The organism is Streptomyces sp. NPDC059816, assembly GCF_042732055.1.
Taxonomy (GTDB): Bacteria; Actinomycetota; Actinomycetes; order Streptomycetales; family Streptomycetaceae; genus Streptomyces.
Genome location: NZ_JBHWIQ010000023.1, coordinates 40,001 through 62,351, shown reverse-complemented (window position 1 = coordinate 62,351; position 22,351 = coordinate 40,001). Strand labels below are relative to the sequence as shown.

Genomic DNA, 22,351 nt, shown 5'->3' with positions numbered 1-22,351 from the left:
GTCAGGCCCCCTTGCCGGGCCGGAGCCGGTCGAGTGCCGCGTTCAGCGGGGCGACGCTCACCACCGGCTCCCCGAGGACGCCGAGCGCCCGACCGGTGGTGTGCGCGGTGACCAGGGTCCGCACGGCGTCCTCGATCAGGCCCCGCCGTGCGGCCACCCGTGGTGTCTGGAGCCGGGCGTACGCGGGGCTGATGTGCGGGTCGAGTCCGCTGCCGCTCGCGGTGACCGCGTCGCCCGGGACGACCGGCCGGGCGGGGGCGTCACCGCGGACCGGTGTGACCACGGCGCGGGCGTGGTCCTCGCCCGGCCGGGCGCACCCGACGGCGGCGCCGGCGTACCGGGCGCGGAACGGGCGCGCGGGACACGGCTGGTTGAGGCTCACCACCCGGGTGACCCGACCGGTGGTGCCGTGCGCGCGGTAGACCCCGAGGACCGCGCCGACGCCGTCCGCGGTGCAGTAGGGCCGGTCGCCGTCGACGCCCTCCCGCAGCCCGATCGCCCTGCTGCGGGCGCAGACCAGGGTCAGCAGGCTCGGCACGCCGGGGGCGGTGCCGGCGGGCGGGGTGTCGACGGTGGACTCGGGGCCCAGGTTCCCGGCGGCGGAGGCCGAGGCGTCGTAGCCGGCGCCGGCGTGCGAGGGGCGGGGCTGGAAGTAGCCGGGCAGCGGTTCGCCGTCGGCGTCCGTGAAGGACTGGCCGATCAGTTCGCTGCCGAGCCGCTCGCCGTCCGGTCCGGTGAGCGGCGAGCCCTCGGCGCGGTCGCGCAGCCCGGGCACCTGTGCGGCGGCGGTCATGCCCAGGGGGTAGGCGAGTCCGAGGAGCACGGTCAGGGCCAGCACCACGCGGATCGCGGTGAGCGGGGGACCCCACCGGGCGGGCGGCCAGGGGCGTCGGTTCATGGTCGGTAGCCTCGGGATCAACAGCTCGCGCAGGAGCAAAGGAACGGGTGAGCAGGGGAGCAGCGGTGGGGGCGGCCGGGTGGGCGGGCGGGCCGGCTGCCGACGCTAGGCCCCCACGACCGGGCGGTCGGCGGTCCATGACGCGACGCATACGGCGAACCCCCGCGCCCTGACGGGACGCTGACGCGGGGGCGGGCGGCCGGACCCGGGCCGTGGGCGCCGACGGCGATGGCGCGTTCTCAGCGCCTCCTGTGGCCGAATCGGCGGTGCGGCCGTTACCGGGGCGGCGGGATCACGGGGGGAGCCGTTCCACGTCTCCACCGGGGCGGGGCCGCGCATGCGGACGTCGTGGACCGTGGACCGGGGGCTGTCTGCCGGCCCTGCCGGTGGCCGTCGGGTGCGGTGATCCGACCTCGGACGGCACGTCCGGCGGTACGCCGCGGACGTCGGACGCCTCGCCGACCAGATCGAAGCGGCGGCCCGCCGCGCGGGCGGACCACGGACCCGGACCGTGCGAGTGCTCCAGGCGCCGGCGCCATCACCCCGGACCGCATCCGCGAGGTGAACGCGGTCTACCGGGCGCGGACCGCGCGTTCGGGCGGCCCGCTGGCGGACGCGGGGGCCGCGGTCAGCGCACCCGGCACCCGGCACGTCGGGACGCGCCACCTGCCGTGCACCGCGGTGAAACGCGCGGACGGCTCCTGCACCGGTCCGGCCCACGACCGGGTGGCGCTCCACCGCGAGGACGACCACCGGCGCTGAGGCCGGTCGCCCGGCGCCCCCGCGCTCCGCGCTCACCCGGACGGGTGAGCGCACGCGCACCGCGTCGGTTCACGCAGTGGGCTCGAACCAGGTGGGCGTGTCGGCGAGCGCGTGCTTGATCCGGGTGAGGCTGAACTCGTTGAGGTCCGGCAGCGCGTCGAGCGGGAACCAGCCCACCTCCAACGACTCGTCGTCGTTGACCCGCGCCTCGCCGCCCACGGCCCGGCACCGGAACGTGATGTCCATGTACTGGCACACGTCACCGTTGGGGTAGGACACCGGTTCCAGCGCCTGCACGAGCACCACGCGCTCCGGCACGCAGCGCACGGCCGTCTCCTCGTACACCTCGCGCACCGCACACGCCGCGGGCTGCTCCCCCGGCTCCGGGATGCCACCGACGACCGACCACGCGCGGTTGTCGCTGCGCCGCCCGATGAGCACCCTGCCCTCGTCGTCGAAGACGATGGCCGTCACCCCCGGGAGCCAGAGCAGTTGATGACCCGCGGTGTCACGCAGGGTGGAGATGAATTCAGGAGTAGCCATGCGACCGACGATAGGGCCTGGGCGCCCAAGGGCGCCCGCGGGTCGGCCGGTTCACCCGGTGGCGGATTCCCGGCGGGTCCGGAGCCGGACGGCACCTGCCCAACCGAGGCCACCCGCCGCGACCAGCACCAGCAGCACCTCGGGCACGATGCCCAGCCGGGTGGCGGGGGTGCTGCTCGACCGCAGCGGCACTTCGGCGACGAGCGCGTCGGGGGTGAACATCCCGGTGCGGTCGGCGACCCGGCCGTCGGGCATGATCACGGCGCTGACCCCGCTGGTGACCGGCACCACGACGGTGCGGCTGTGCTCGACGGCCCGGACCCGCGACATGGCGAGCTGCTGGTAGGTCATCTCGCTGCGCCCGAAGGTGGCGTTGTTGCTCGGCACCGACAGCAGTTGGGCCCCTTCGGTGACCGTGTCGCGCACCGCCCAGTCGAACGCCGCCTCGTAGCAGGTCGCGATGCCTACCCGGGCGCCCGCCATCGTGAAGACCCCGGGCTCGGAGCCCCGGCTGAAGTCCTTGCGGACCATGCTCGCGTCGCTGCTGACGGCGCTGACGATCGACCTGAGCGGAAGGTATTCGCCGAACGGCTGGATCTGACGCTTGTCGTAGGTGTCCACGGGGCCCTTCTGCGGGTCCCAGAGGATCTGCTGGTTGAGGAGCCGGCCGTCCTCGGTGGTGACGACCCCGCCGACGGCGATCGGCACGCCGATCGCCGCCACCGCCCGCTCGATGACCTCACGTGCGTCCTCGTTGCGGAACGGGTCGATGTCGGAGGAGTTCTCCGGCCAGAGCACGAGGTCCGGCTGTTCGACGCGCCCCCGGGCGACCTCCGCGGCGAGGCGTTCGGTCTCCTTGACGTGGTTGTCGAGGACGGCCCTGCGCTGTGCGTTGAAGTCGAGCCCCAGCCGGGGGACGTTGCCCTGGATCGCGGCGATCGTCGTCGTGCCGTCCTCGGCGGCGGAGCTGACCAGCGGGCGCGCGGCGAGTGCCGCCAGCAGGGGCAGCGCGAGCGCCACCGCGGCGCCGGCGGCGGTGACCCGCCGGACGGCCCTTCCGCGCCGCGCGGCGACCCCCAGCGACACCGCCTCGTACAGGCCGTATCCGCACAGGACGACGGCGAAGCCGAGGACGGGGGTCCCCCCGAGCGCGGCCAGCGGCAGGAACGCGCCGTCGGCCTGCCCGAAGGCCACCTTGCCCCAGGGGAAGCCGTTGAACGGCACGCGCGCGCGGGCCGCTTCCCCGGCGATCCACAGGGCGGCGGCCCACACCGGCCAGCCGGGCCGCCGGGACACGGCGGCGGCTGCGGCGCCGACCAGTGCCACGAACGCCGCCTCGATGGCCACCAGCGCGAGCCAGGGACCGGGCCCCACCTCGACGCCCGTCCAGACGAGCAGCGGCAGCAGGAACCCGAGGCCGAAGGCGTACCCGCTGCCCAGTCCGGCCTTCCAGGACCGACCACGGACCGACCACGCGAACCCCGCGAACGCGGGCAGCGCCAGCCACCACAGGGTGCGCGGCGGGAAACTGATGTAGAGGAGCACCCCGGAGAGCGCCGCGACCACGGCGGGTACGAGCCGCAGCGCCACGCGCCTCGTCAACGACGGCCGCGCGGTGTCCGCGGGCTTCGGGGTGAGGCGCTCCGGCTCGTCGGTCGGAGTGGCGATGACGGTCACCCCAGGAGTCTACGACCCGGCCACGGCACCCCCGGACCCCGCAAGACGATCTCGCCGAACCCATCCACAAACCACGGCACCAGCGGTTACCGTGAGCCACAGCCCCGCACGAACGGCCACATCCCAGGGCCGCCGGGGCCCGTCATGACGTCGGGGGGACGACGGATGGGGACATGGAGCAACACGGGGGCCGCGGGCCACACGGGGCGGACCCGGGGCGCCCCGGGCGACGGGTCGGACGCTCCCGCGTCGGTGCCGGACGCCCGTACGGTCTCCGATCCGGTCGGCATGGTGCTGTTGGGTGTCTGTGCGGGCTGGGCGCTGATGAGCGCCGCGGCGAGTGGCGGCCGTCCCGAGGGGGTGCTGCTCGCCGTGCTGGCCGTGTCGGCGGCGTACGCGTTCGGGCGCATCTACGGGGCGTTGCTCCCGGTGGGCGCCCTCGCCACGACCGCCCTGGTGGGCCTGGTCCTCGCGTTCCTGTTGCCGCACGTGCGCACCGCGCCGGAGGGTTCGTCCCCGCTCGGCCACGGCGGCGCCACCGCGGCGCTGCTCGCCCTGGCCGCGGGGGCGGCGTGCTGCGCGGCGTGGGTGACGCACAGCGTGCTGGCGCGCCGCGCGCTGTGGGCCCTGGCCCTGTTGATCACGGCGGCGGCACCGGTGCTCGATTCGATGGCGGGGCTGACGCTCTGCGTCGGCATCCTGCTCTGTTCGCTGGCGGCGGCCCGGCTGGCCCGTCGGGCGTTCGGTCTGGGTGCCCTGGCGGCGGGAGCGGCGGGGGTCACCGCCGCTGCGTGGGCGGTCGCCGCCGCTGCGCTGCCGGACGGCCTGACGTCCTTGTTGGAGGGCCAGCTCACGCCGTACCGGGTGTTGCTGTGGCGGGACGCGCTGGAGATGGCGCAGGACCATCCGGTGCTCGGGGTGGGACCGGACCGTTTCGGGGAGCTGAGCCCGACGGTGGCGGATTCCCTGGTCCCGGACGGCCGTCCGCACTCGGCGCTGCTCCAGCAGGCGGCCGAGCAGGGCTTCGTGGGCGTGGCGCTGCTGGCCCTGGCGTTCGGCTGGGTGTTGTACGCCCTGTTGCGCTCGCCGCGGCCGACCGTGGTGGCGGTGACGGCGGGGGCCGCGCTGACCGCGGTGGCGACGCTGGCGGCGATCGGTGACGCCCTGAGCTTCACGGCGGTCACGGTGGGGAGCGGTCTGCTCGCGGGGATGGCGACGGCCCGGCCGTTGGCCCTGGAACGGTGGTGAGTGCGGGCGGCCGGGTGCCGGTCAGACGGCGGTGGGCGCCGGGGGCGTGGTCGGCGGGCGCAGCCGATCGCGGATGATCCGCACGGCGGCCTCGGCGTCGTCCACGGTGACGGTGAACTTGCGGCCGTCGCCGAGGCTGAGGACCACGCCCTCGCCGCGGCGGACGATCACGGCGGTGCCGATCTCGGGGCGCCAACGGTAGCCCCAGCCGCCCCACTGGCGGGGGGTGACCGTGGGGGCGAAGTCCGCGTCGACGACCTGGGCGAGCGGGATGCGACGGCGCGGCAGACCGATGTGTCCGCAGCGGACCTCCAGGGAGTCCTGGTCGACACGGACCGCGACATGGACGAACGCCAGCGTGCCGAACAGCACGAGCAGGCCGGCGGCGATGCAGCCGACGACCGACATGACCAGAGCGAGGACGCCGCTGTTCCACTCGGACACGACGGCCAGTTCGATGCCGAGCGCCACACAGGCCGCGCCCGCGAGGGCGAGCAGCCACTGCACGCGGTTGCTCGCTCGTCCGGTCCAGATCTCGACGGGGGCCTCGATGGGGCCCCGGTCGCCCTGCGGGTGGTCCCTCATGCTGTCGAGAGTACAGACGACCCGCCGGCCCGGCACCGGAGCACGGAGCGTGACGGCGGGGTGTCGCCGGAGGTCACCGGGCCTGGCTGAGCGCCGCCAGGAGCCGTCCTTCCGGGTAGGCGAGGGCCCGCTCGGCGAGGGTCGCGGGCCGTCCGCCGTGCAGGACTGTGACCGATCCGACAGGGGGGGCGTCCGGGGCGGGGGACGCACCGAGGCGACGGAGCACCTGGGCGGCGACGGCGCCCGCGGAGCCGTGCAGGATCAGGGCCGGCGGGTCCTGGAACCCGCCCTCGTCCCCCGTGCGTCCCAGGGCGGTCCTGACCCGCTCGGCGACCAGTTCGTAGTGGGTGCAACCCAGGACGACGGCCCTTACTCCGTCCGGGGTACGGGCCGCCGCTGCGGCGATCGCCCGGTCGACGCCGTCCTCGTCGGCGTACTCGATGGCGTCGGCGAGGCCCGGGCAGGGCACTTCGGTGACCTCCGCGCCGGAGGCGAAGTCGGCGATCAGGCCGCGTTGGTAGGCGCTGCCCGTGGTGGCGGGCGTCGCCCAGATGGCGAAGGGTCCGCCGCCGGCGGCGGCGGGCTTGATCGCGGGGACGGTGCCGACCACCGGGAGCGCCGGTTCGAGCCGGGCGCGCAGCGCGGGCAGGGCGTGCACGGTGGCGGTGTTGCAGGCGACGATCAGGGCGTCGGCGCCGCACTCGGCGGCGGCCTCGGCGACGGTGAGGGCCCGCCGGGTGAGGTCCTCGGGGGTGCGCGGTCCCCACGGCATGCCGTCGGGGTCGCTGGACAGCACGAGGTCGGCGTCGGGGCGCAGTCTCCGTACCGCCGCGGCGGCGGCGAGCAGTCCGATTCCGGAGTCCATGAGCGCGATCTTCACCCGGTCACCATAGACGATGGGCCGTTCCGGGCCGGGTGCCGTGGGGGACACTGCGCGGGTGAGCGCGATGGTCTGGATTGCCGTGGTGTCCGCCGCCGCCTGGGGGTGGCTCCTGCTCGGCCAGGGGTTCTTCTGGCGCACCGACGTGCGGCTGCCGCCGGGGCGGGCGCCGCACGTGTGGCCCCCGGTCGCGGTGGTCGTCCCCGCGCGGGACGAGGCCGGGATGCTGCCGCTGTCCCTGCCCTCGTTGCTGACCCAGGACTACCCGGGGCCGTTCGAGGTCTTCCTGGTGGACGACGGCAGTACGGACGGTACGGGGGCACTGGCCCGGGAGCTGGGCGAGCGGTACGGGGGGCCGCGGCTGACCGTGACCTCACCGGGTGAGCCGCCCGACGGCTGGACGGGAAAGCTGTGGGCGGTGCGGCACGGCATGCGGCTGGCCCGCGGGGGCGCCCCGCGGTACCTGTTGCTCACGGACGCCGACATCGCCCACGAACCGGGCAGTCTGCGGGAGTTGGTGGCGGCGGCCGAGACGGGAGGCCACGACCTGGTGTCGCTGATGGCCCGGCTCCGGGTGGCGAGTGCCTGGGAGCGGCTGGTCGTTCCGGCGTTCGTGTACTTCTTCGCGCAGCTGTACCCGTTCCGTCGGGTGCGGCGGTCCGGGAGCCGGACGGCCGCGGCGGCGGGCGGCTGTGTCCTGCTGCGGTCGGCGGCGGCCGAGCGGGCGGGGGTGCCGGAGGTGATCCGGCACGCGGTGATCGACGACGTGTCGTTGGCGCGGGCGGTGAAGTCCACCGGCGGCCGGATCTGGTTGGGGCTCGCCGACCGGGTGCACAGTGTGCGGCCCTATCCGCGCCTGGGTGACCTGTGGCGGATGGTGGCGCGCAGCGCCTACTGCCAACTCCGTTACCAACCACTTCTGTTGGTGGGGACGGTGGCGGGTCTGGTGGTGGTGTACCTGGTGCCGCCCATGGCGGTGGTGGCGGGGCTGTGGGCCCGTCCGCCGTCGGTGGCGGCGGCCCTGCTCGGGGCGTTCGGGTGGCTGGTGATGACGGTGACGTACGTACCGGTGCTGCGGTACTACCGGCAGAGCCTCTGGCTCGCCCCGACCCTGCCGTTCACCGCGCTGCTGTACCTGCTGATGACGGTGGACTCGGCGGTGCGGCACCACCGCGGGCGCGGGGCGGCGTGGAAGGGCCGGACGTACGCGGGCCCCGGGCGGGCGCCACGGGTGGCTCCGGAGGAGCGGTGACACGCCGGTCGCGCGCCCCGCTCCCCCGTTGTGTTCCCGGGCCGTGCGCGGGGGTCACTTGCGGCCGGGGGTCCAGGTGAGGCCCCATCCGTAGGCGTGGTCCACGGTCCGTTGGATGCCCATGCCCGGTTCGGGCACCAGGTAGCGGGCTTCGCGGCGGACCACCAGGTCGCCGCCCTCCTGGGTGAGCAGGGCGAGCGCACAGACCGGTGAGGTGACGGTGCACTCGTCGAGGAAGAACTCGATCGGCGCCCCGTGCTGGGGTCGCAGGGTCACGGTGGCGTGCAGGTCCGCGAACGAGTCGGCGCCCTCGTAGATCATCACGAAGACCAGGACCCGGCGCAGTGCGGTGCGGTGGTCGAGATTGATCGTGAGGTTCTCGCCGCCCTCCGCGGCGCCCGTGCGGTCGTCGCCGTCGAGGTGGACGTACGGGGGCGCGTGCAGGGCGCCGTACGCATGGCCGAGGGCCTGCACCACGCCCTTGCGCCCGTCGGTGAGTTCGTACAGGGCGCACAGGTCGAGGTCGAGGTTCCGGTGGGGGCCGCGGGGCCTGCGCCACCGGGAGCCGCGGTCCTGGGGACGTTCCCGTACGCCCCAGTTGAGGTTCACGTGCAGCGTTCCGCCGGTGCCGCCCTGTTTGGCCAGCGACACCGCCGGGGCGTCCTTGGTGAGCGTGACCTTGCTCAGCCGTACCGGGGTGGTGGGCGGGTCGGGTGTCGGGGGCCGGGCGGGTGCGCGGGTCGGTGCTGGTGCCGCGGGCGGGGGCGGGGCGTCGGGGGCGGGGGCGAGTGCGGCGGGGGTGACCCCGAAGTCCTCGGCGAGGGCCCGGCGCCCCTCCCCGTAGCCCTGACCGACCGCGCGGAACTTCCAGCCGCCTCCCCTGCGGTACAGCTCGCCCAGGACCAACGCGGTCTCCACGGTGGCGTCCGCGCAGTCGAAGCGCGCCAGTTCCGTTCCGCGTGCCGCGTCGAGGACGCGGACGCCGGGCCGCGGCACCTGCCCGAAGGTGCCGCTCGCGGTGGACACGACGAGCACGATCCGCTCGACCGCGTCGTCCACGCGGGCGAGGTCCACGGCCAGGGTGTCGGTGGCCCGACCGTTCCCGCCGTGCCCGTCCTCGTACCGGAGCGCGGCGGCCGGGTCGTCCGGCCGGGCCGGCCGGATCACGTCTCCGTCTCCGCGCACCCTGCCCCCCACCAGGAGCAGCGCCACGGAGTCCACCCGTGGGACGCCCGGCCCCGCCCCCCACTCCAGTTCCACCCGCACGGCAGTCGTCGGTACGACGGCGTTGGTGCCCTTCGCCATGGTCATGCGTGCCCCCTCATGTGTGTACCCCCTCATGTGTGCCCCCTGGTGAGCGTCCGCCGCCGCACCCCGGTGTACCTGCGCAGGTACGGGTACCCCTGGGCGTTCCCTCGCTCCTGGAGTCGGTCCCTTGCCCCACGGGCAAGCGGAGGTGGACTCCGGCGAATGTGGATGATCACTGGTCAACCACCGGTAACCACCCTCGAAATCGCCCTCCTTACACGATCCTTACGCCACAGTGCGACCGTTTTTTCCGAATTCACTCGGATTGGCGATCAGCAGCTACGTCCGGCACGGAAAACAACCCTCTTATCTGTCTCCCCAACCAGCACATCGTGGGCTTAACTTAGGTGCCATGACCTCCCCCCGCTCCACCTATGGCGGCGGTTACTACTCCGCGCCGTCCTTCAAGGACACTCCGATCTACGACTCCCTCGTCGCAGAACGGGGCACTCCCCAGATCGCCCCGATCCGGGTCCCCGCCGCGTACGACACCGGCAGTCATCTGCCCGCGTTGCCGTCGGCCCTGCCGGCGCTGCCCGCGGCGCCCTCTCCGCAGCCGTACCCGCCGCAGTACGGGTACGCACCGCAGCAGCAACAACCGGCGCCGCTCCAGCAGGCCGCGCCCCACTTCCCGCAACAGGCGACCGGCGTGCCGCGCGGTTACCCCGGTGCCCAACCCCAGCCGCCGCGGCCCGCGCCGCCCGTGGGCTACGAGGCGATGCGCCCGGCGACCCCGCGGCCCGCCCCGGGACCGGCCTCCTACGAGGATCCGCACAACCGCCCCTACCGCGGGTACTGACGGACGCCGGCACGGACGCCGTCCCCTCCCACCCGGTGAACGCTGCTGGCAGGATGGATCCATGGCGAGTCCCGTGTTGGCGTCCCTGCATGTCTTTCCGGTGAAGGCCGCCCAAGGCCACGCGCCCGACGAGGCGCTCGTGGAGCCATGGGGGATCTCGGGCGACCGACGCTGGATGCTCGTCGACGACTCCGCCAAGGCGGTCACCCAACGCCAGCACGCCCGGCTGGCGCTCACCCGCGCCGAGCCGTTGCCCGGGGGCGCGGTCCGGTTGTCCGCACCCGACCGCGCGCCCCTGACGGTCACCGTGCCCGACCCGGTGGACCGGACGTCGGTCCAGATCTGGGGGGACAAGGTGGAGGCCGTGCCCGCCGACGAGGCGGCGGGCGACTGGTTCAGCGAGTTCCTCGGCATCGAGGTCCGGCTGGTGCACCTGGCCGACCCCGCGGTGAGCCGACCCATCGACCCGGACTACGCGCACCGGGGCGAGACCGTCTCCTTCGCCGACGGGTTCCCCCTGCTGGTCACCAGCCTCGCCTCGCTCGACGCCCTCAACGCGCTGATCGCGCACGGCGACCACGCGCAGGAGGGCCCCCTGCCGATGAACCGCTTCCGGCCGAACCTCGTGGTGACGGGCACCGAGCCGTGGGCGGAGGACCACTGGTCGCGGATAGCGGTCGGCGAGGTCACCTTCCGGGTCGCCAAGAAGTGCGGGCGCTGCGCGGTGACCACCACCGACCAGCACACGGCCGTCCGCGGCCGGGAGCCCCTGCGCACGCTCGCCCGACACCGCCGCATCGACGGGAAGCTCGTCTTCGGCCAGAACCTCGTCCCGGAACACCCCGGCACGCTCCGGGTCGGTGACCCCCTGACGGTCCTCGGGTGACGGCTGTGGCCGGGGGCCGTCGCGAGCCCCCGCGGGCGGACCGGCACGGGCCGCTGACCGGCCTTTCGCTCTGGTCAACTCGGCTGCTCCGCACACGCTACGGTGGAGCGGCCGAGGTCTTCGGCAGCACTCGCGACACCCGCGCATCCGACGAGGTGGGGACAGAACAGCGCCATGGCACAGGGCACGGTCCAGGTGACGCACACGGGCACATCGCGGTGGCGACGCCGCACGGGTGAGTACGGCTCCCTCGCCGCGGCCCTGGAAGCCGCGGGGGACGGCGACGTACTCACCGTCGCCCCCGGTACCTACCGGGAGAACCTGGTGATCGAACGGGCGGTGACGCTCCGCGGGCCCGAGGGGGCACCGGGTTCGGTGCGCATCGCACCCGTCGACGGCGTGCCGCTGACGGTGCGGGCGCCCGCAGCCGTCCATGGGCTGGTGTTGGAGGGTCAGGACTCGGCCGCCCCGGCACTGCTCGTGGAGGAGTCCGTGCCGGAGCTCACCGACGTCCGGATCGTGACCAGGTCCGCGGTGGGCATCGAGGTCCGGGGGAACGCCCGCCCGACCGTGCGCCGTTGCACCGTCGACAACCCCGCGGGCATCGGAATCGCCGTCCTGGACGGCGGCGGCGGGGTCTTCGAGGACTGCGAGGTCGTCGCCGCCGGTCAGTCCGGCGTCGCGGTGCGCAGCGGCGGACACCCCCGGCTGGACCGGTGCCGGGTGCACCACGCCTCCGGCTCGGGCCTGTCGGTGACGGGAGAGGGCTCGGCCCTGGAGGCCGTCGGCTGCGAGGTGTACGAGGTCAAGGGCTCCGGCGTCCAGGTCACCGGACGGGCCACCGCCCACCTCACGGACTGCGATGTGCACCGGACGACCGCCGACGGGATCACCCTCGACACGGACGCGGTGCTCACCCTCGCCGACTGCCGCATCCACGACGTCCCCGAGAACGCGGTGGACCTGCGTTCACGCTCCGTGCTGACGCTCACCCGGTCCACGGTGAGCCGCTTCGGCCGCAACGGACTGTCCGTGTGGGACCCCGGCACCCGGGTGGACGCCCACCAGTGCGAGATCCACGACAGCACCGGGGACTACCCGGCGGTGTGGGTCAGCGACGGCGCCGCGGTCGTGCTCGACTCCTGCCGGGTGCGGGACGTGCCCGACGCGCTGTTCGTGCTCGACCGCGGGTCCCGTGCGGACGTCGTCGACACGGACCTCACCCAGGTCCGCAACACGGCCGTGTCGGTGAGCGACGGGGCGACGGCCCAGCTCGACGACTGCCGCATCCGGGAGGCCGCGACCGGGGCGTGGTTCCGTGACCACGGCAGCGGCGGCACCCTGTCGAACTGCACGGTGGACGCCGTCCAGACGGGGGTGATCGTCACCAAGGGCGCCGATCCCACCGTCGAACGCTGCACCGTCACCTCCCCGGCCGAGGCCGGCTTCTACGTGTCGGCGGGCGGGCGGGGCACCTTCACCGGCTGCAAGGTCACCGGCAGCGGCGGCTACGGCTTCCACGTGATAGACGGCTGCCGCACGACGCTCCGCAAGTGCCGTACGGAGCGCTGCGCCCGCGGCGGCTTCGAGTTCGCCGAGGAAGGACCCGTCGCCGAGGACTGCACCAGCGACGAGAGCGCCGGACTCCGCATGCCCACGGCGCCCGCGGTGGCCACCGCGCAGGCCACCCTCCCGACGGCCGGGCGGGCGGGCCCCGCGACCCAGCCGGTCGGCCTGCTGTCGGGCGTGCCCGCCCCGCGCGCGGCGATACCCGGCTCGGCGGCGGCTGCTTCCGAGGCCCCCGCCGAGCCCGTGCGGTCCGCCGACGAGGTGCTCGGGGAACTCGACGCCCTCGTCGGCCTGGAAAGCGTCAAACGCGAGGTCCGGGCGCTCACGGACATGATCGAAGTGGGACGACGGCGCCAACTGGCCGGACTCAAGGCGGCTTCCGCCCGGCGCCACCTGGTGTTCACCGGCTCCCCCGGCACCGGCAAGACCACGGTGGCCCGGTTGTACGGCGAGATCCTCGCCTCGCTCGGAGTGCTCCACCAGGGACACCTGGTGGAGGTGTCCCGCGTCGACCTGGTGGGCGAGCACATCGGCTCGACCGCGATCCGCACCCAGGAGGCGTTCGACCGCGCCCGCGGCGGAGTGCTCTTCATCGACGAGGCGTACGCGCTGTCGCCGGAGGACTCGGGGCGTGACTTCGGGCGGGAGGCGATCGACACCCTCGTCAAGCTGATGGAGGACCACCGGGACGAGGTGGTGGTCATCGTCGCCGGCTACACCGCCGAGATGGAGCGGTTCCTCACCGTCAACCCCGGTGTCGCGTCCCGCTTCTCACGCACCATCACCTTCAACGACTACGTCCCGGACGAGTTGTTGCGGATCGTCGAGCAGCAGGCCGAGGAACACGAGTACCGGCTCGGCGAGGACACGCCGCAGGCGCTGGTCCAGTACTTCACGGCACTTCCCAAGGGCCCCGCCTTCGGCAACGGCCGCACCGCGCGGCAGACGTTCGAGGCGATGGTCGAGCGGCACGCGGGCCGGGTGGCCCAGATCGCCGAACCCAGCACCGACGACCTCACCCTGCTCTACCCGGGGGACCTGCCCGAACTGCCCTGACGGCGGAAGACGTGGGGACGGACGCGCCGGTGGTTCAGACCTCCCCGTCCGGCCGGGGCGGCGGAACGGCGGGCGGTCGCAGCCGGTCCAGGAGCCGTTCGCGTTCCCGGGCGAACACCGGATCGGCCTGGTAGTCGGAGTGCCCGAGGATCGGTGCGGGCAGCGGATGGGTGAACGTACGACCGTACGCGAGGGGGTCCTTGAGGGGGCTGCCGTCCACCTCCGGGCCGCGGTCCCCGGGCAGCAGGACCGGCCCGCCGATGGGGTCGGTCCGCCGGTAGAGGTTGCGCCAGCAGTCCACGTCGCGGTGCAGGTCGGCCAGGGCGGCCGAGCCGAAGCAGGACGGGAACCAGCGCCCGTACAGGCGCTCCAGCGGGGAGCCGTAGGTCAGCAGGGCGACGCGTTCACGGCTGCGGGGGGCGAGTTGCCAGGCCGCCGCCGCGGCGAGGACGCTGCCCTGGGAGTGGCCGGAGATGATCAGGCGCCCCCGGGTCCGCCGGGTCCAGGTGTGCACCCGCCAGGTGAGGTCGGGGACGGCGCGTTCCGCGTAGCAGGGCGGGGCGAACGGATGGGCGGCACGGGGCCAGAACGTGCCGACGTCCCAGAGGATGCCGATGGTGCGCCGGGCCTTCGGGTCCCGGTAGGCGCGCCGGGCCGCGACCACGAGCAGCAGGAACCCGGCCCCGACGAGCCACGACCCCCCGGCCTGTGCCAGGTCCACCGCGCCGGTCACCACCTCAGGTGCCCCGGCGACGGCCTGCGTGGGCAGCGCGCGGGTGGCCCAGGCACCGGCGAGGGCGGCCACCTGGCACACCAGGGTCGCCGCGGCGAGCGTGCCGACCACGAGCGGGGCCCGATCGGTGAGGGCCGCTCCGGCGCGGGCCAGGGCGATGTTCCGGGCCCGTACCGCGTCCTCGGGCGTGGTGTCGGGCGGGCCGCCGGGTGCCGCGGCAGCGGCGCTCCCGTCCGTCGCGTCCCCGGTGGGCGGGGTGCGCGGGCCCGCGCCGGGCGGGCACGCCGGATGCTCCTCCGGGTAGTCCGCGCGGACGTCGGCCGTCCCCGTGCGGGCGCGGTGCAGGGCGACCGCCGAGAGCCCGGCCAGCACGAGCACGACGACGAGCAACAGCGGCGGCAGCACCGCCGCCTGCCAGCTGAGCAGGACCGGCGGACCCGGCAGGGCAGCGCCGCCTCCGGCGGGCGGCCCGGTGTCGTCCAGCCAGACGGCGGTCCGGTGGGCGCCGCCGCCGGCCATGACCCCGCCGAGGGCACAGGCGAGCACGGTGGCCGCGGGTCCGCCGAAGCCGCGCAACGCGGTCCGGGTGTCCGGGGCCCGGCGGTACAGGGAGTGTGCGACCACGGCCAACACCAGGACCAGCGCCCACTGGAGCAGGGCGAGCGCACCGAACGCCAGGTCCCCCGGCAGACGGCCGTGCGAGCGCCACCCGGGCCGCGACCAGCCCGCGTAGCCGACCGCCAACGTGAGCACGCCGACCGCCACGAGCGGGAGGAACCGTACGCGGGCCCCGTCCCGACGGCGGTCCGGCCGTCGTTCGCTGCGCCCCCGCCGACCGACCACGGCGACGGCGAGGGCCGCGACGGTCGCGATGACCCCCGTCACCACGACGCCCAGGACGGTCAACGGGCCGGAATCCCCGCTGCGGTGGTCGAAGCCGAGGGCGGGGGCGGTGACGGCCGCGGCCACGGTGAGGAGCGCGGCGGCGGTGTGGGCGGCCCGCAAGCGGGCGACCAGCCTGCGCCCGTACCAGAACCCGGGCCGGGCCAGCGGTGTGCGGGCGTCCGGCCGGTGCACCGGGCCATCGGCCTCGGCGGCGGTCGGGGCGTCGGGTGCGTCCGGGGTGCGGGAGTGCAGGTCCGGGGGCTTCTGGGACTCGTAGGCGTTCCAGGTGCGGTGCGACAGGTACCAGAGCAGGCCGGTCAGTGCCGTCGGGGCGAGGGCGGCCAGGGCGAGTCGGCGGCCCGGCTGGGTCCACCAGCCGCCAGGCGAGAGGTCGGGCGACAAGAACCCGAACCACGGCAGCTCCGCGGCGCAGCGCCGGGACCCCGCGCACTGCCAGGCGAGGAGGTCGAGGGCGACTTCACAGGCCGCGGCGACGAACAACACGGTGAGGGTGAGCGCGACCAGGCGCACGCACAGGGCGTAGGCGCGGGCGGCACCACCGCCCCCGTCGGAGGCCGGGCGCATCCAGTGCGCGAGGTTGACGACCATGAACGGCAGCAACAGGAGCCACAGCGCACGGCTGCCGCTGCCGGAGGTGAGGTTCGACCAGACGTACGCCTCCGGCACCGGGCGGCCGTCGCCGGCGGGCCGCCGTTCGGCGTCCAGGTCACCCGCCCGACGGTGGACGGCCGCCGTGTCGTCGCCGGTGACCCGGACCGTTCGCGGATCGTTGAGCATCTGTGGTGCGCTGGCCCCGCCCACTCCGTGGACGAGGAGTTCCAATGCGGCTCCGGGCGGGTGCGACGGAGCGTCCGCCGGTGGTGAGGACGGTGTGCGCGCATGCTTCATGGCGCTTCCCCCCGGGGGGTGTGTCGTGTCAGGAGCCCAGAATCGCGCGGGCCGGGTCCTTGCACACCGGTCCTGACGGAATCTCCCCGATTGGGGGGAGGACTTCCGGTCGGCGGGGTCGTCTCGGGCGCCGGGAGGGAACGCCGCCGACACGACGGTCGGTGGCCCGTGCGAGGATGGGTGACCCTGGGGTTGCCGTGAGCCCGTGTGCCCCGGGAGAGGGAGTCGACGCGCGGTGCCGCCCGAGCACGCGTGCGGACCCGGTCGGACCGATCGGCCGGTAGCGTCCCGCCCGCCGCGGGGGCGCGTGGCAGCGAGTCGGCCCGCACCGGTGATGGACAGCGAGGGACAGACGGATGCCGAACGGGTGGAGTGGGTCGTGAGCGAGAACCAGAACCTCCTCGCGGAGCAACGTCGGGCCCTGATCGTCGACGAGGTGCGACGCCGGGGCGGGGTCCGCGTCAACGAACTCACGCGCAGGTTGGGCGTCTCGGACATGACGGTCCGCCGGGACCTGGACGCCCTGGCCCGGCAGGGCGTGCTGGAGAAGGTGCACGGCGGCGCGGTGCCGGTGGTCGAGGCGAGCACGCACGAGCCGGGGTTCGAGGCGAAGTCCGCCTTGGAGCTGACCGCCAAGGAGGACATCGCACGGGCGGCGGCGCACCTGGTCGTGCCGGGCGCGGCGATCGCGCTGTCGGGCGGCACCACCACTTTCGCGCTGGCCCACCACCTGTTGGACGTACCGGAGTTGACCGTGGTCACCAACTCCGTGCGCGTCGCCGACGTCTTCCATTCGGCGCAGCGCGGCTCGGGCCAACGGCAGGGGCTGGCCACCGTGGTGCTGACCGGTGGGGTGCGCACGCCCTCGGACTCCCTGGTGGGTCCGGTCGCCGACCAGGCCATCGCCTCGCTCCACTTCGACGTGCTGTTCCTCGGGGTGCACGGGATATCGGCCGGAGCCGGACTGTCGACGCCGAACCTCGCGGAGGCGGAGACGAACCGGCGGCTGGTGCGCTCGGCCCGTCGGGTGGTCGTGGTCGCGGACCACACCAAGTGGGGCACGGTCGGCCTGAGTTCGTTCGCGTCGCTGGATCAGGTGGACACGCTGGTGACGGACTCGGGGCTGCGCGCCGAGGCCCGCGCGGAGATCGCGGAGGTGTTGCCGCGACTCATCGTCGCGGGCGAGCTGGACGACGAACTGGACGGTACAGACAGCTGACGGACAGCCGGTTAGGGTGACGTCAGCTCGGCGCTCGACCCGGGGTCGCACGCGGCACCGGAATCTGTGAGGGGGTCCTCATGGCACGCCGTCTGAGCCCGGTGGGGCTCGACTTCACCACGACCGCGCCCGTGCGGCTGGTCTTCGCCCGGGAGGTCCCGGCCGCTCCTGACGTGGTGTTCCGGGCCTTGGCGAGGGACGTGGAGCAGTGGCCGTTGTGGTTCCGCGCGGTCACCGAGGCACGACCGACGGACGGCGGTCGCCTGGTGCGGCTGCGCGGCGGGGGCCGCTTCGAGGAGACGGTCGTCGCCTCCGACGCGCCCGCGCAGTACGCCTATCGGGTCGACCTCACCAACGCGCCCGGGGTGCACGGCTTGTTGGAGGAGTGGGTGTTGACGCGGACGCCGGACGGCACCCGGGTGCAGTGGACGGTGGCGGCGGACGGCACGGCGGTGTTCCGGTTCGTGATGCGGCGGGCGCGCCCGGCGCTGGGGCGGTCCTTCCGGGACGCCATGGAGGAGCTGGCGCAACGGCTGAGCGCCCCGAACGGCTGAGCCGCGGGCTCGTGGCGGTGCCGGGGTGCCCGGGTCCGGCCGGAGCCCGCTTACGGCCACTGCCCCGTACTGAACAGCGTGGCGATCGCCGACCGGTACGGGGCGATGTCGAGGCCCTGGGCGGCCAGCCATTCGTCCGAGTAGTACTTGTCCAGGTAGCGGTCGCCGGGATCGCAGAGCAGGGCGACGACGCTGCCCGTGCGGCCCGCGGCGACCATCTCGGAGACGATCTTCAGGGCGCTCCACAGCCCGGTTCCGGTCGATCCCCCGGCCTTGCGGCCGATGGCGTCCTCCAGCGCCCGGACCGCGGCGACGGAGGCGGCGTCGGGGACCTTCATCATCCGGTCGACGGCCCCGGGGAGGAAGCTGGGTTCCATCCGGGGGCGCCCGATGCCCTCGATCCGCGAGCTGCGGTCGGTGGTGACGTCCGGGTTCCCGGTCGTCCAGCCGTCGTAGAAGCAGGAGTTCTCCGGGTCGGCCACACAGATCCGGGTGTCGTACTGCATGTAGTGGACGTAGCGGGCGATGGTCGCCGAGGTGCCGCCGGTGCCCGCGGTGGCGACGATCCAGGCGGGTTCCGGGTAGCGTTCGCGCTCCAGCTGACGGTAGATCGACTCGGCGATGTTGTTGTTGCCGCGCCAGTCGGTGGCCCGCTCCGCGTAGGTGAACTGGTCCATGTAGTGCCCACCGGTATCCCGGGCGAGCGCGGCGGACTCCTCGTACATGGTGCGGGGGTCGTCCACGAAGTGGCACCGGCCGCCGTGGAACTCGATCAGACGGCACTTCTCCGCGCTGGTCGTACGGGGCATCACCGCGATGAAGGGGACGCCGATCAGCTTGGCGAAGTACGCCTCCGAGACGGCCGTCGAGCCGCTCGACGCCTCGATGACGGGGCGGTCGGGCCTGATCCACCCGTTGCACAGCCCGTACAGGAACAGCGAGCGGGCCAGCCGGTGCTTGAGGCTTCCGGTGGGGTGCGTCGACTCGTCCTTGAGGTACAGGTCGACGCCCCAGGCGTCGGGGAGCGGGAAGCGGAGCAGATGGGTGTCGGCCGAACGGTTGGCGTCCGCCTGGACCTTGCGGACGGCGTCCTTCAGCCAGCCCCGGTACCCGTCGTCGGAGCGGTCGGTGTCGAGGGTGGGTCGCGGGCCCGCGCCGGCCGGGGCACCGCCCGCGGGAACGGGGTCCGGGAGACCGGCGGAGGGGGGCGCGGTCGGCACGGGACCGCCGTGCGGCGACGGCGTGGGGAGGTCTTCCGCTCGGGGGGTGCTCATCGCGTCTCCTCGGGGCACCCGGTGCCGGGGCGCCGGCTAAACCCACCCGTGTGGTGGGCCCTATGCCTCGATCATATGCGTCTGCGTACCGCATCTCACCTGCATAAACACCGCTTGGGTAGGCTCAAGGCAAACCTTGGGACGCGCTCTGGCGCGGGAGCCTCGCGCGGGGGCACACTGCCACTGCGGGACGAGCGCGGGGCGATGAGGGGGCCAGGGCATGGCGACGGAACCGGAGTTCACGGCGCGGGGCGTGCGCATCGAGAAGCGGCTGCGTTCCCTCACCCGCGCCGGCCAGGTGCGGATCACCGGCGGCCGGCTGGAGTTGCTCACCAGCTACGGCAGCGAGATCGACAGCGCGCCGGTGGGCACGGTCCGCGCGGGCACCTCGTGGTTCGCGCCGGGAGACCGGGCCCATGCCGATGTCAACGGCACCCGGTACGTGCTCACCCTGGACGCCGAGGAGCCGCAGCAGCCGGCGGAGCGGTCGGACTCCTCCGCGGCGCGTCGGTTCGTGGAGGCCGTGCGCCGGGCCGGCGACCTGACCGACCGGGGGCGACGGCGCAACTGAGGGCGGCGCCCCGCTCCGCCGGTCCGCGGTGGTCGTGAGTTGCGGCGCCGGCCCCCTTGCGTCACGCTGGTCTCACCTCACTCAGGTTACTCAGGGTTTACCGGCGATGACGCTGCGAACCAGCCCGCCGGACAGGCAGCAGGCGGTCGTGGTGGGGAGCCGTTCTGCTGGCATCGGTACTCCGTCCTCTTCCGGACCTCAATTCGGGGAGTCGTTGCCGTGATCAGCGAGCCAAGCAGGCACTGCACGGTGGAGCTACAGGCCCTGCCGTCGCGGATCGGACAGATCCGCAGAATCGTCTCCGCGCAACTGCGCTACTGGCATGTGGACACTCTGATCGACCATGCGTCGCTCGGTGTCACCGAGCTCCTCGCGAACGTCCATCGCCATGCCGAGCCCGACAAGACGTGCACCGTCGACATGGAGTTGTTGTTCGACCGGCTGACCGTGTCGGTGCTCGACCACGACCCGCGACTGCCACAGGTGCGGCCGGCCGGCCCGTTCGACACCAGTGGCCGGGGGCTGGCGATGGTCGCAGCCGTCAGCGAGAGCTGGGGCGCACGGCCGTTCGGCACCTCCGGCAAGATCGTCTGGTTCACCCTCCCGGCCGCCGGTCCGACCCCCGTGGTGGCCACCGTTTCGGACCACGGGGTGTACGGATCGGTGACGACCGGCCCCCTGGACGAGTGGGTGACCGTCACCGCCGTGCCGGCGCACTCGGCGCTGCCGGGCTGACCCGGTCCCCCACGCGGGTCACCGGGTCACGCCCGTCCGGGATCAGGGGGCGTCGCCCGGTCGGGCGCCGAAGTCCGGGTCGAGGACGGACTGCCGCCGCCAGTACTCGTCCTCGTCGATCTCCCCGGCGGCGAAACGGCGGCCGAGGACGGCGAGGGGCGAGGCCGCGTCGGCGTGCGGGGCGACTCGGGGGCGTCGGTCCTCGCGGTACCCCCACGGCCCGCGCCCGCCGCCCCGGCCGGTGCGGCGCAAGGCGGTGACCACGCCGATCACCACGGCTGCCCAGACGAGCGGCATCAGCAGGATCCAGGGGCCGGGCCCGCCGCCGCCCCAGTCGGCCAGTGTCACCATGACGGTTCATCTCCTCGAAGGCGGGCCCGGTCGACGCCGTGCCCGGTGGTGGTGCGGATGCTTCGAGCCTCCCGCGGCAGGGGGCTTCGGGCGTCGTACCTCCAGCGGCACTCCGGGTACCGCGCGGGGAGTACCGCACGGGGCACGTCCTGCTTCCGGGTGCCGGGCAGCCGAGGGGGCGCGGGGTCGACGGGCCGGCCGGGCGCACGGCGCGGACCGGGAGTGCGGTCGCGGGCGGAACCGGGCGTGGCTCGGTGGACGACGGTCGGAGTCCCGGCGGACCATGGGGACCCCATGACCGCCGGTCGCTCCGAGCGGAAAGGACCTCCCTTTGGCCACCCCCCAGCCACCGTCCGCGCGCCCCGCGCCCGCATCCGCCCTCGGCCCGGCCGGGGCGAACACCGCGGGGCCGGGTGCCCGTGCCCCCGCCCCCGTCTCCCCGCTCCCGGCGACCGCGCTGGCGCTGGCCGCCACCGCCTCGTCCGCGCCGCTGCCGCACCGGGCCTCCGTCGTGATCGTCGGCGGCGGCGTGATCGGGGCCAGCATCGCCTTCCACCTGGCGGAGGCCGGCGTCCGGGACGTGGTGCTCCTGGAGCGCGGCGCCCTCGGCTCCGGGTCGACGTGCAAGGCGGCGGGTGGGGTCCGCGCCCAGTTCTCCGACGAGTTGAACGTCCTCATCGGCGCCCGCAGCCTCGATGCGTACGCCCGGTTCGGGGAGCGGACCGGTCAGGAGATCGGACTGCGGCGGGTCGGCCACCTGTTCCTCCTCTCCGAGCCGGACCACGTCGCCGCGTTCACCCGTGGCGTGGCCCTCCAGAACGCGTTGGGCGTGGAGAGTCGGCTGGTCGACCCGGCCGAAGCGCGCCGGTTGTCCCCGCTGATCACCACCGAGGGGTTGCTCGCCGCCGTCCACTCCCCCCACGACGGCCACTGCACCCCGCAGTCCGTGGTCCTCGGCTACGCCGGGGCGGCCCGGCGGCTGGGGGCCCGGTTGTACACCGGGGTGACGGTGCAGGACCTGGAGCTGCGGGGCGACGAGGTCCGCACCGTGGTCACCGATCGGGGCCGGGTGACGACGGACACCGTGGTCTGTGCGGCCGGTGCCTGGGCCGGCGCGGTGGGTGCGATGGCCGGGGTCGACCTGCCGGTGCCCCCCCTACGGCGGCAGATGCTGTGCACCGGCCCGATGCGGAGCCTGCGGGAGCTGTCCGAACCGTTGCCGTTCACCGTGGACTTCGGCACGTCGTTCTCCTTCCACCAGGAGGGCCCCGGTCTGTTGATCGGCATGTCCGACCCGATGCAGGAGCCCGGCTTCGACACCTCCTACTCGCCCCACTGGCTGCCCCGGCTCGGCGCCGCCCTGGCCCGACGCGCGCCGGCGCTGCTGGACGTGGGGCTCGGCGGCGGCTGGGCGGGCCTGTACGAGATGAGTCCCGACGGCAACGCCGTGCTCGGTCGATCGGTCACGCCCGCCAACTTCGTGTACGCCACCGGGTTCTCCGGTCACGGTTTCCTCCAGGCTCCGGCGGTGGGCGAGATCGTCCGGGACCTGTGCCTCGGGCGGGCGCCGTTCGTCGACGTCGGCCCGTTGCACGCCGGACGCTTCGCTCCGGGCGCCGCCGCCCCGCGCCCGGAGTCACACGTCGTCTGATCCGCG

20 protein-coding genes are annotated in these 22,351 nt (G+C 74.3%); 11 read left to right on the top strand and 9 right to left on the bottom strand.

The genetic code is table 11. From position 1 onward, the window contains the following. Window position 1: 1 nt before the first annotated feature. Window positions 2-898 carry a potassium-transporting ATPase subunit C gene (locus ACFV88_RS26810; RefSeq protein ID WP_385494454.1) on the bottom strand — a complete coding sequence of 299 codons (897 nt, stop codon included), beginning with the start codon at window positions 896-898 and terminating at the stop codon, window positions 2-4. A 561-nt stretch (window positions 899-1,459) separates the two neighbouring features. Between ACFV88_RS26810 and ACFV88_RS26805 the strand changes: the two genes are divergently transcribed. Beyond that, on the top strand, window positions 1,460-1,660 hold the full coding sequence (locus tag ACFV88_RS26805; RefSeq protein WP_385494453.1) for a hypothetical protein: 201 nt from the start codon (window positions 1,460-1,462) through the stop codon (window positions 1,658-1,660). 69 nt (window positions 1,661-1,729) lie between these two features. Here ACFV88_RS26805 and ACFV88_RS26800 read toward each other — a convergent pair whose 3' ends face one another. Both ACFV88_RS26800 and lnt read right to left on the bottom strand, forming a co-directional pair. Continuing rightward, window positions 1,730-2,203, bottom strand: coding sequence for an NUDIX domain-containing protein (locus ACFV88_RS26800; RefSeq protein ID WP_385494452.1), 474 nt, complete (start codon window positions 2,201-2,203; stop codon window positions 1,730-1,732). Window positions 2,204-2,254: 51 nt separating this feature from the next. Continuing rightward, entirely contained in the window at window positions 2,255-3,880 is a 1,626-nt protein-coding gene (gene lnt, locus ACFV88_RS26795; protein ID WP_385494451.1) for an apolipoprotein N-acyltransferase, read from the bottom strand. A 288-nt stretch (window positions 3,881-4,168) separates the two neighbouring features. Here lnt and ACFV88_RS26790 point away from each other — a divergent pair, with 288 nt between their 5' ends. Continuing rightward, window positions 4,169-5,128 (top strand): O-antigen ligase family protein, encoded by a 960-nt coding sequence (locus ACFV88_RS26790; RefSeq protein ID WP_385494522.1) that lies wholly within the window; start codon window positions 4,169-4,171, stop codon window positions 5,126-5,128. A gap of 21 nt (window positions 5,129-5,149) precedes the next feature. On the opposite strand, the gene ACFV88_RS26785 is transcribed toward ACFV88_RS26790, so the two are convergent. Together ACFV88_RS26785 and ACFV88_RS26780 are read right to left on the bottom strand one after the other, a co-directional pair. Then, window positions 5,150-5,713 (bottom strand): hypothetical protein, encoded by a 564-nt coding sequence (locus tag ACFV88_RS26785; RefSeq protein ID WP_385494450.1) that lies wholly within the window; start codon window positions 5,711-5,713, stop codon window positions 5,150-5,152. A 73-nt stretch (window positions 5,714-5,786) separates the two neighbouring features. Continuing rightward, window positions 5,787-6,593 (bottom strand): glutamate racemase, encoded by an 807-nt coding sequence (locus ACFV88_RS26780; protein WP_385494449.1) that lies wholly within the window; start codon window positions 6,591-6,593, stop codon window positions 5,787-5,789. A 67-nt stretch (window positions 6,594-6,660) separates the two neighbouring features. On the opposite strand from ACFV88_RS26780, the gene ACFV88_RS26775 reads away from it, so the two are divergent. Next, window positions 6,661-7,845, top strand: coding sequence for a glycosyltransferase (locus ACFV88_RS26775; RefSeq protein ID WP_385494521.1), 1,185 nt, complete (start codon window positions 6,661-6,663; stop codon window positions 7,843-7,845). Window positions 7,846-7,899: 54 nt separating this feature from the next. On the opposite strand, the gene ACFV88_RS26770 is transcribed toward ACFV88_RS26775, so the two are convergent. Beyond that, window positions 7,900-9,150 (bottom strand): TerD family protein, encoded by a 1,251-nt coding sequence (locus ACFV88_RS26770; RefSeq protein WP_385494520.1) that lies wholly within the window; start codon window positions 9,148-9,150, stop codon window positions 7,900-7,902. Window positions 9,151-9,505: 355 nt separating this feature from the next. Here ACFV88_RS26770 and ACFV88_RS26765 point away from each other — a divergent pair, with 355 nt between their 5' ends. The 3 genes from ACFV88_RS26765 (at window position 9,506) to ACFV88_RS26755 (ending at window position 13,463) form a co-directional block, all read left to right on the top strand. After that, the gene (locus ACFV88_RS26765; protein ID WP_385494448.1) at window positions 9,506-9,952 is read left to right on the top strand and encodes a DUF6643 family protein; all 447 of its coding nucleotides are present in this window, start codon (window positions 9,506-9,508) and stop codon (window positions 9,950-9,952) included. 61 nt (window positions 9,953-10,013) lie between these two features. Continuing rightward, the gene (locus ACFV88_RS26760; RefSeq protein ID WP_385494447.1) at window positions 10,014-10,838 is read left to right on the top strand and encodes an MOSC domain-containing protein; all 825 of its coding nucleotides are present in this window, start codon (window positions 10,014-10,016) and stop codon (window positions 10,836-10,838) included. A 174-nt stretch (window positions 10,839-11,012) separates the two neighbouring features. Further along, the gene (locus tag ACFV88_RS26755; RefSeq protein ID WP_385494446.1) at window positions 11,013-13,463 is read left to right on the top strand and encodes a right-handed parallel beta-helix repeat-containing protein; all 2,451 of its coding nucleotides are present in this window, start codon (window positions 11,013-11,015) and stop codon (window positions 13,461-13,463) included. 34 nt (window positions 13,464-13,497) lie between these two features. On the opposite strand, the gene ACFV88_RS26750 is transcribed toward ACFV88_RS26755, so the two are convergent. After that, the gene (locus tag ACFV88_RS26750; protein ID WP_385494445.1) at window positions 13,498-15,990 is read right to left on the bottom strand and encodes a hypothetical protein; all 2,493 of its coding nucleotides are present in this window, start codon (window positions 15,988-15,990) and stop codon (window positions 13,498-13,500) included. 379 nt (window positions 15,991-16,369) lie between these two features. Between ACFV88_RS26750 and ACFV88_RS26745 the strand changes: the two genes are divergently transcribed. Then, window positions 16,370-17,209 (top strand): DeoR/GlpR family DNA-binding transcription regulator, encoded by an 840-nt coding sequence (locus ACFV88_RS26745; protein ID WP_385494444.1) that lies wholly within the window; start codon window positions 16,370-16,372, stop codon window positions 17,207-17,209. A gap of 80 nt (window positions 17,210-17,289) precedes the next feature. Then, the gene (locus tag ACFV88_RS26740) at window positions 17,290-17,763 is read left to right on the top strand and encodes an SRPBCC family protein (RefSeq protein ID WP_385494443.1); all 474 of its coding nucleotides are present in this window, start codon (window positions 17,290-17,292) and stop codon (window positions 17,761-17,763) included. A gap of 50 nt (window positions 17,764-17,813) precedes the next feature. On the opposite strand, the gene ACFV88_RS26735 is transcribed toward ACFV88_RS26740, so the two are convergent. Next, the gene (locus ACFV88_RS26735) at window positions 17,814-19,037 is read right to left on the bottom strand and encodes a PLP-dependent cysteine synthase family protein (protein ID WP_385494442.1); all 1,224 of its coding nucleotides are present in this window, start codon (window positions 19,035-19,037) and stop codon (window positions 17,814-17,816) included. Window positions 19,038-19,257: 220 nt separating this feature from the next. Between ACFV88_RS26735 and ACFV88_RS26730 the strand changes: the two genes are divergently transcribed. Continuing rightward, window positions 19,258-19,608 (top strand): hypothetical protein, encoded by a 351-nt coding sequence (locus tag ACFV88_RS26730; RefSeq protein ID WP_385494441.1) that lies wholly within the window; start codon window positions 19,258-19,260, stop codon window positions 19,606-19,608. A 219-nt stretch (window positions 19,609-19,827) separates the two neighbouring features. Continuing rightward, on the top strand, window positions 19,828-20,343 hold the full coding sequence (locus ACFV88_RS26725) for an ATP-binding protein (RefSeq protein WP_385494440.1): 516 nt from the start codon (window positions 19,828-19,830) through the stop codon (window positions 20,341-20,343). Between the two features lie 42 nt (window positions 20,344-20,385). Here the strand turns inward: ACFV88_RS26725 and ACFV88_RS26720 are convergent, their stop codons facing one another. Then, window positions 20,386-20,694, bottom strand: coding sequence for an SHOCT domain-containing protein (locus ACFV88_RS26720; RefSeq protein WP_385494439.1), 309 nt, complete (start codon window positions 20,692-20,694; stop codon window positions 20,386-20,388). A gap of 490 nt (window positions 20,695-21,184) precedes the next feature. On the opposite strand from ACFV88_RS26720, the gene ACFV88_RS26715 reads away from it, so the two are divergent. Continuing rightward, on the top strand, window positions 21,185-22,345 hold the full coding sequence (locus ACFV88_RS26715) for an NAD(P)/FAD-dependent oxidoreductase (RefSeq protein ID WP_385494519.1): 1,161 nt from the start codon (window positions 21,185-21,187) through the stop codon (window positions 22,343-22,345). Window positions 22,346-22,351: the final 6 nt, after the last annotated feature.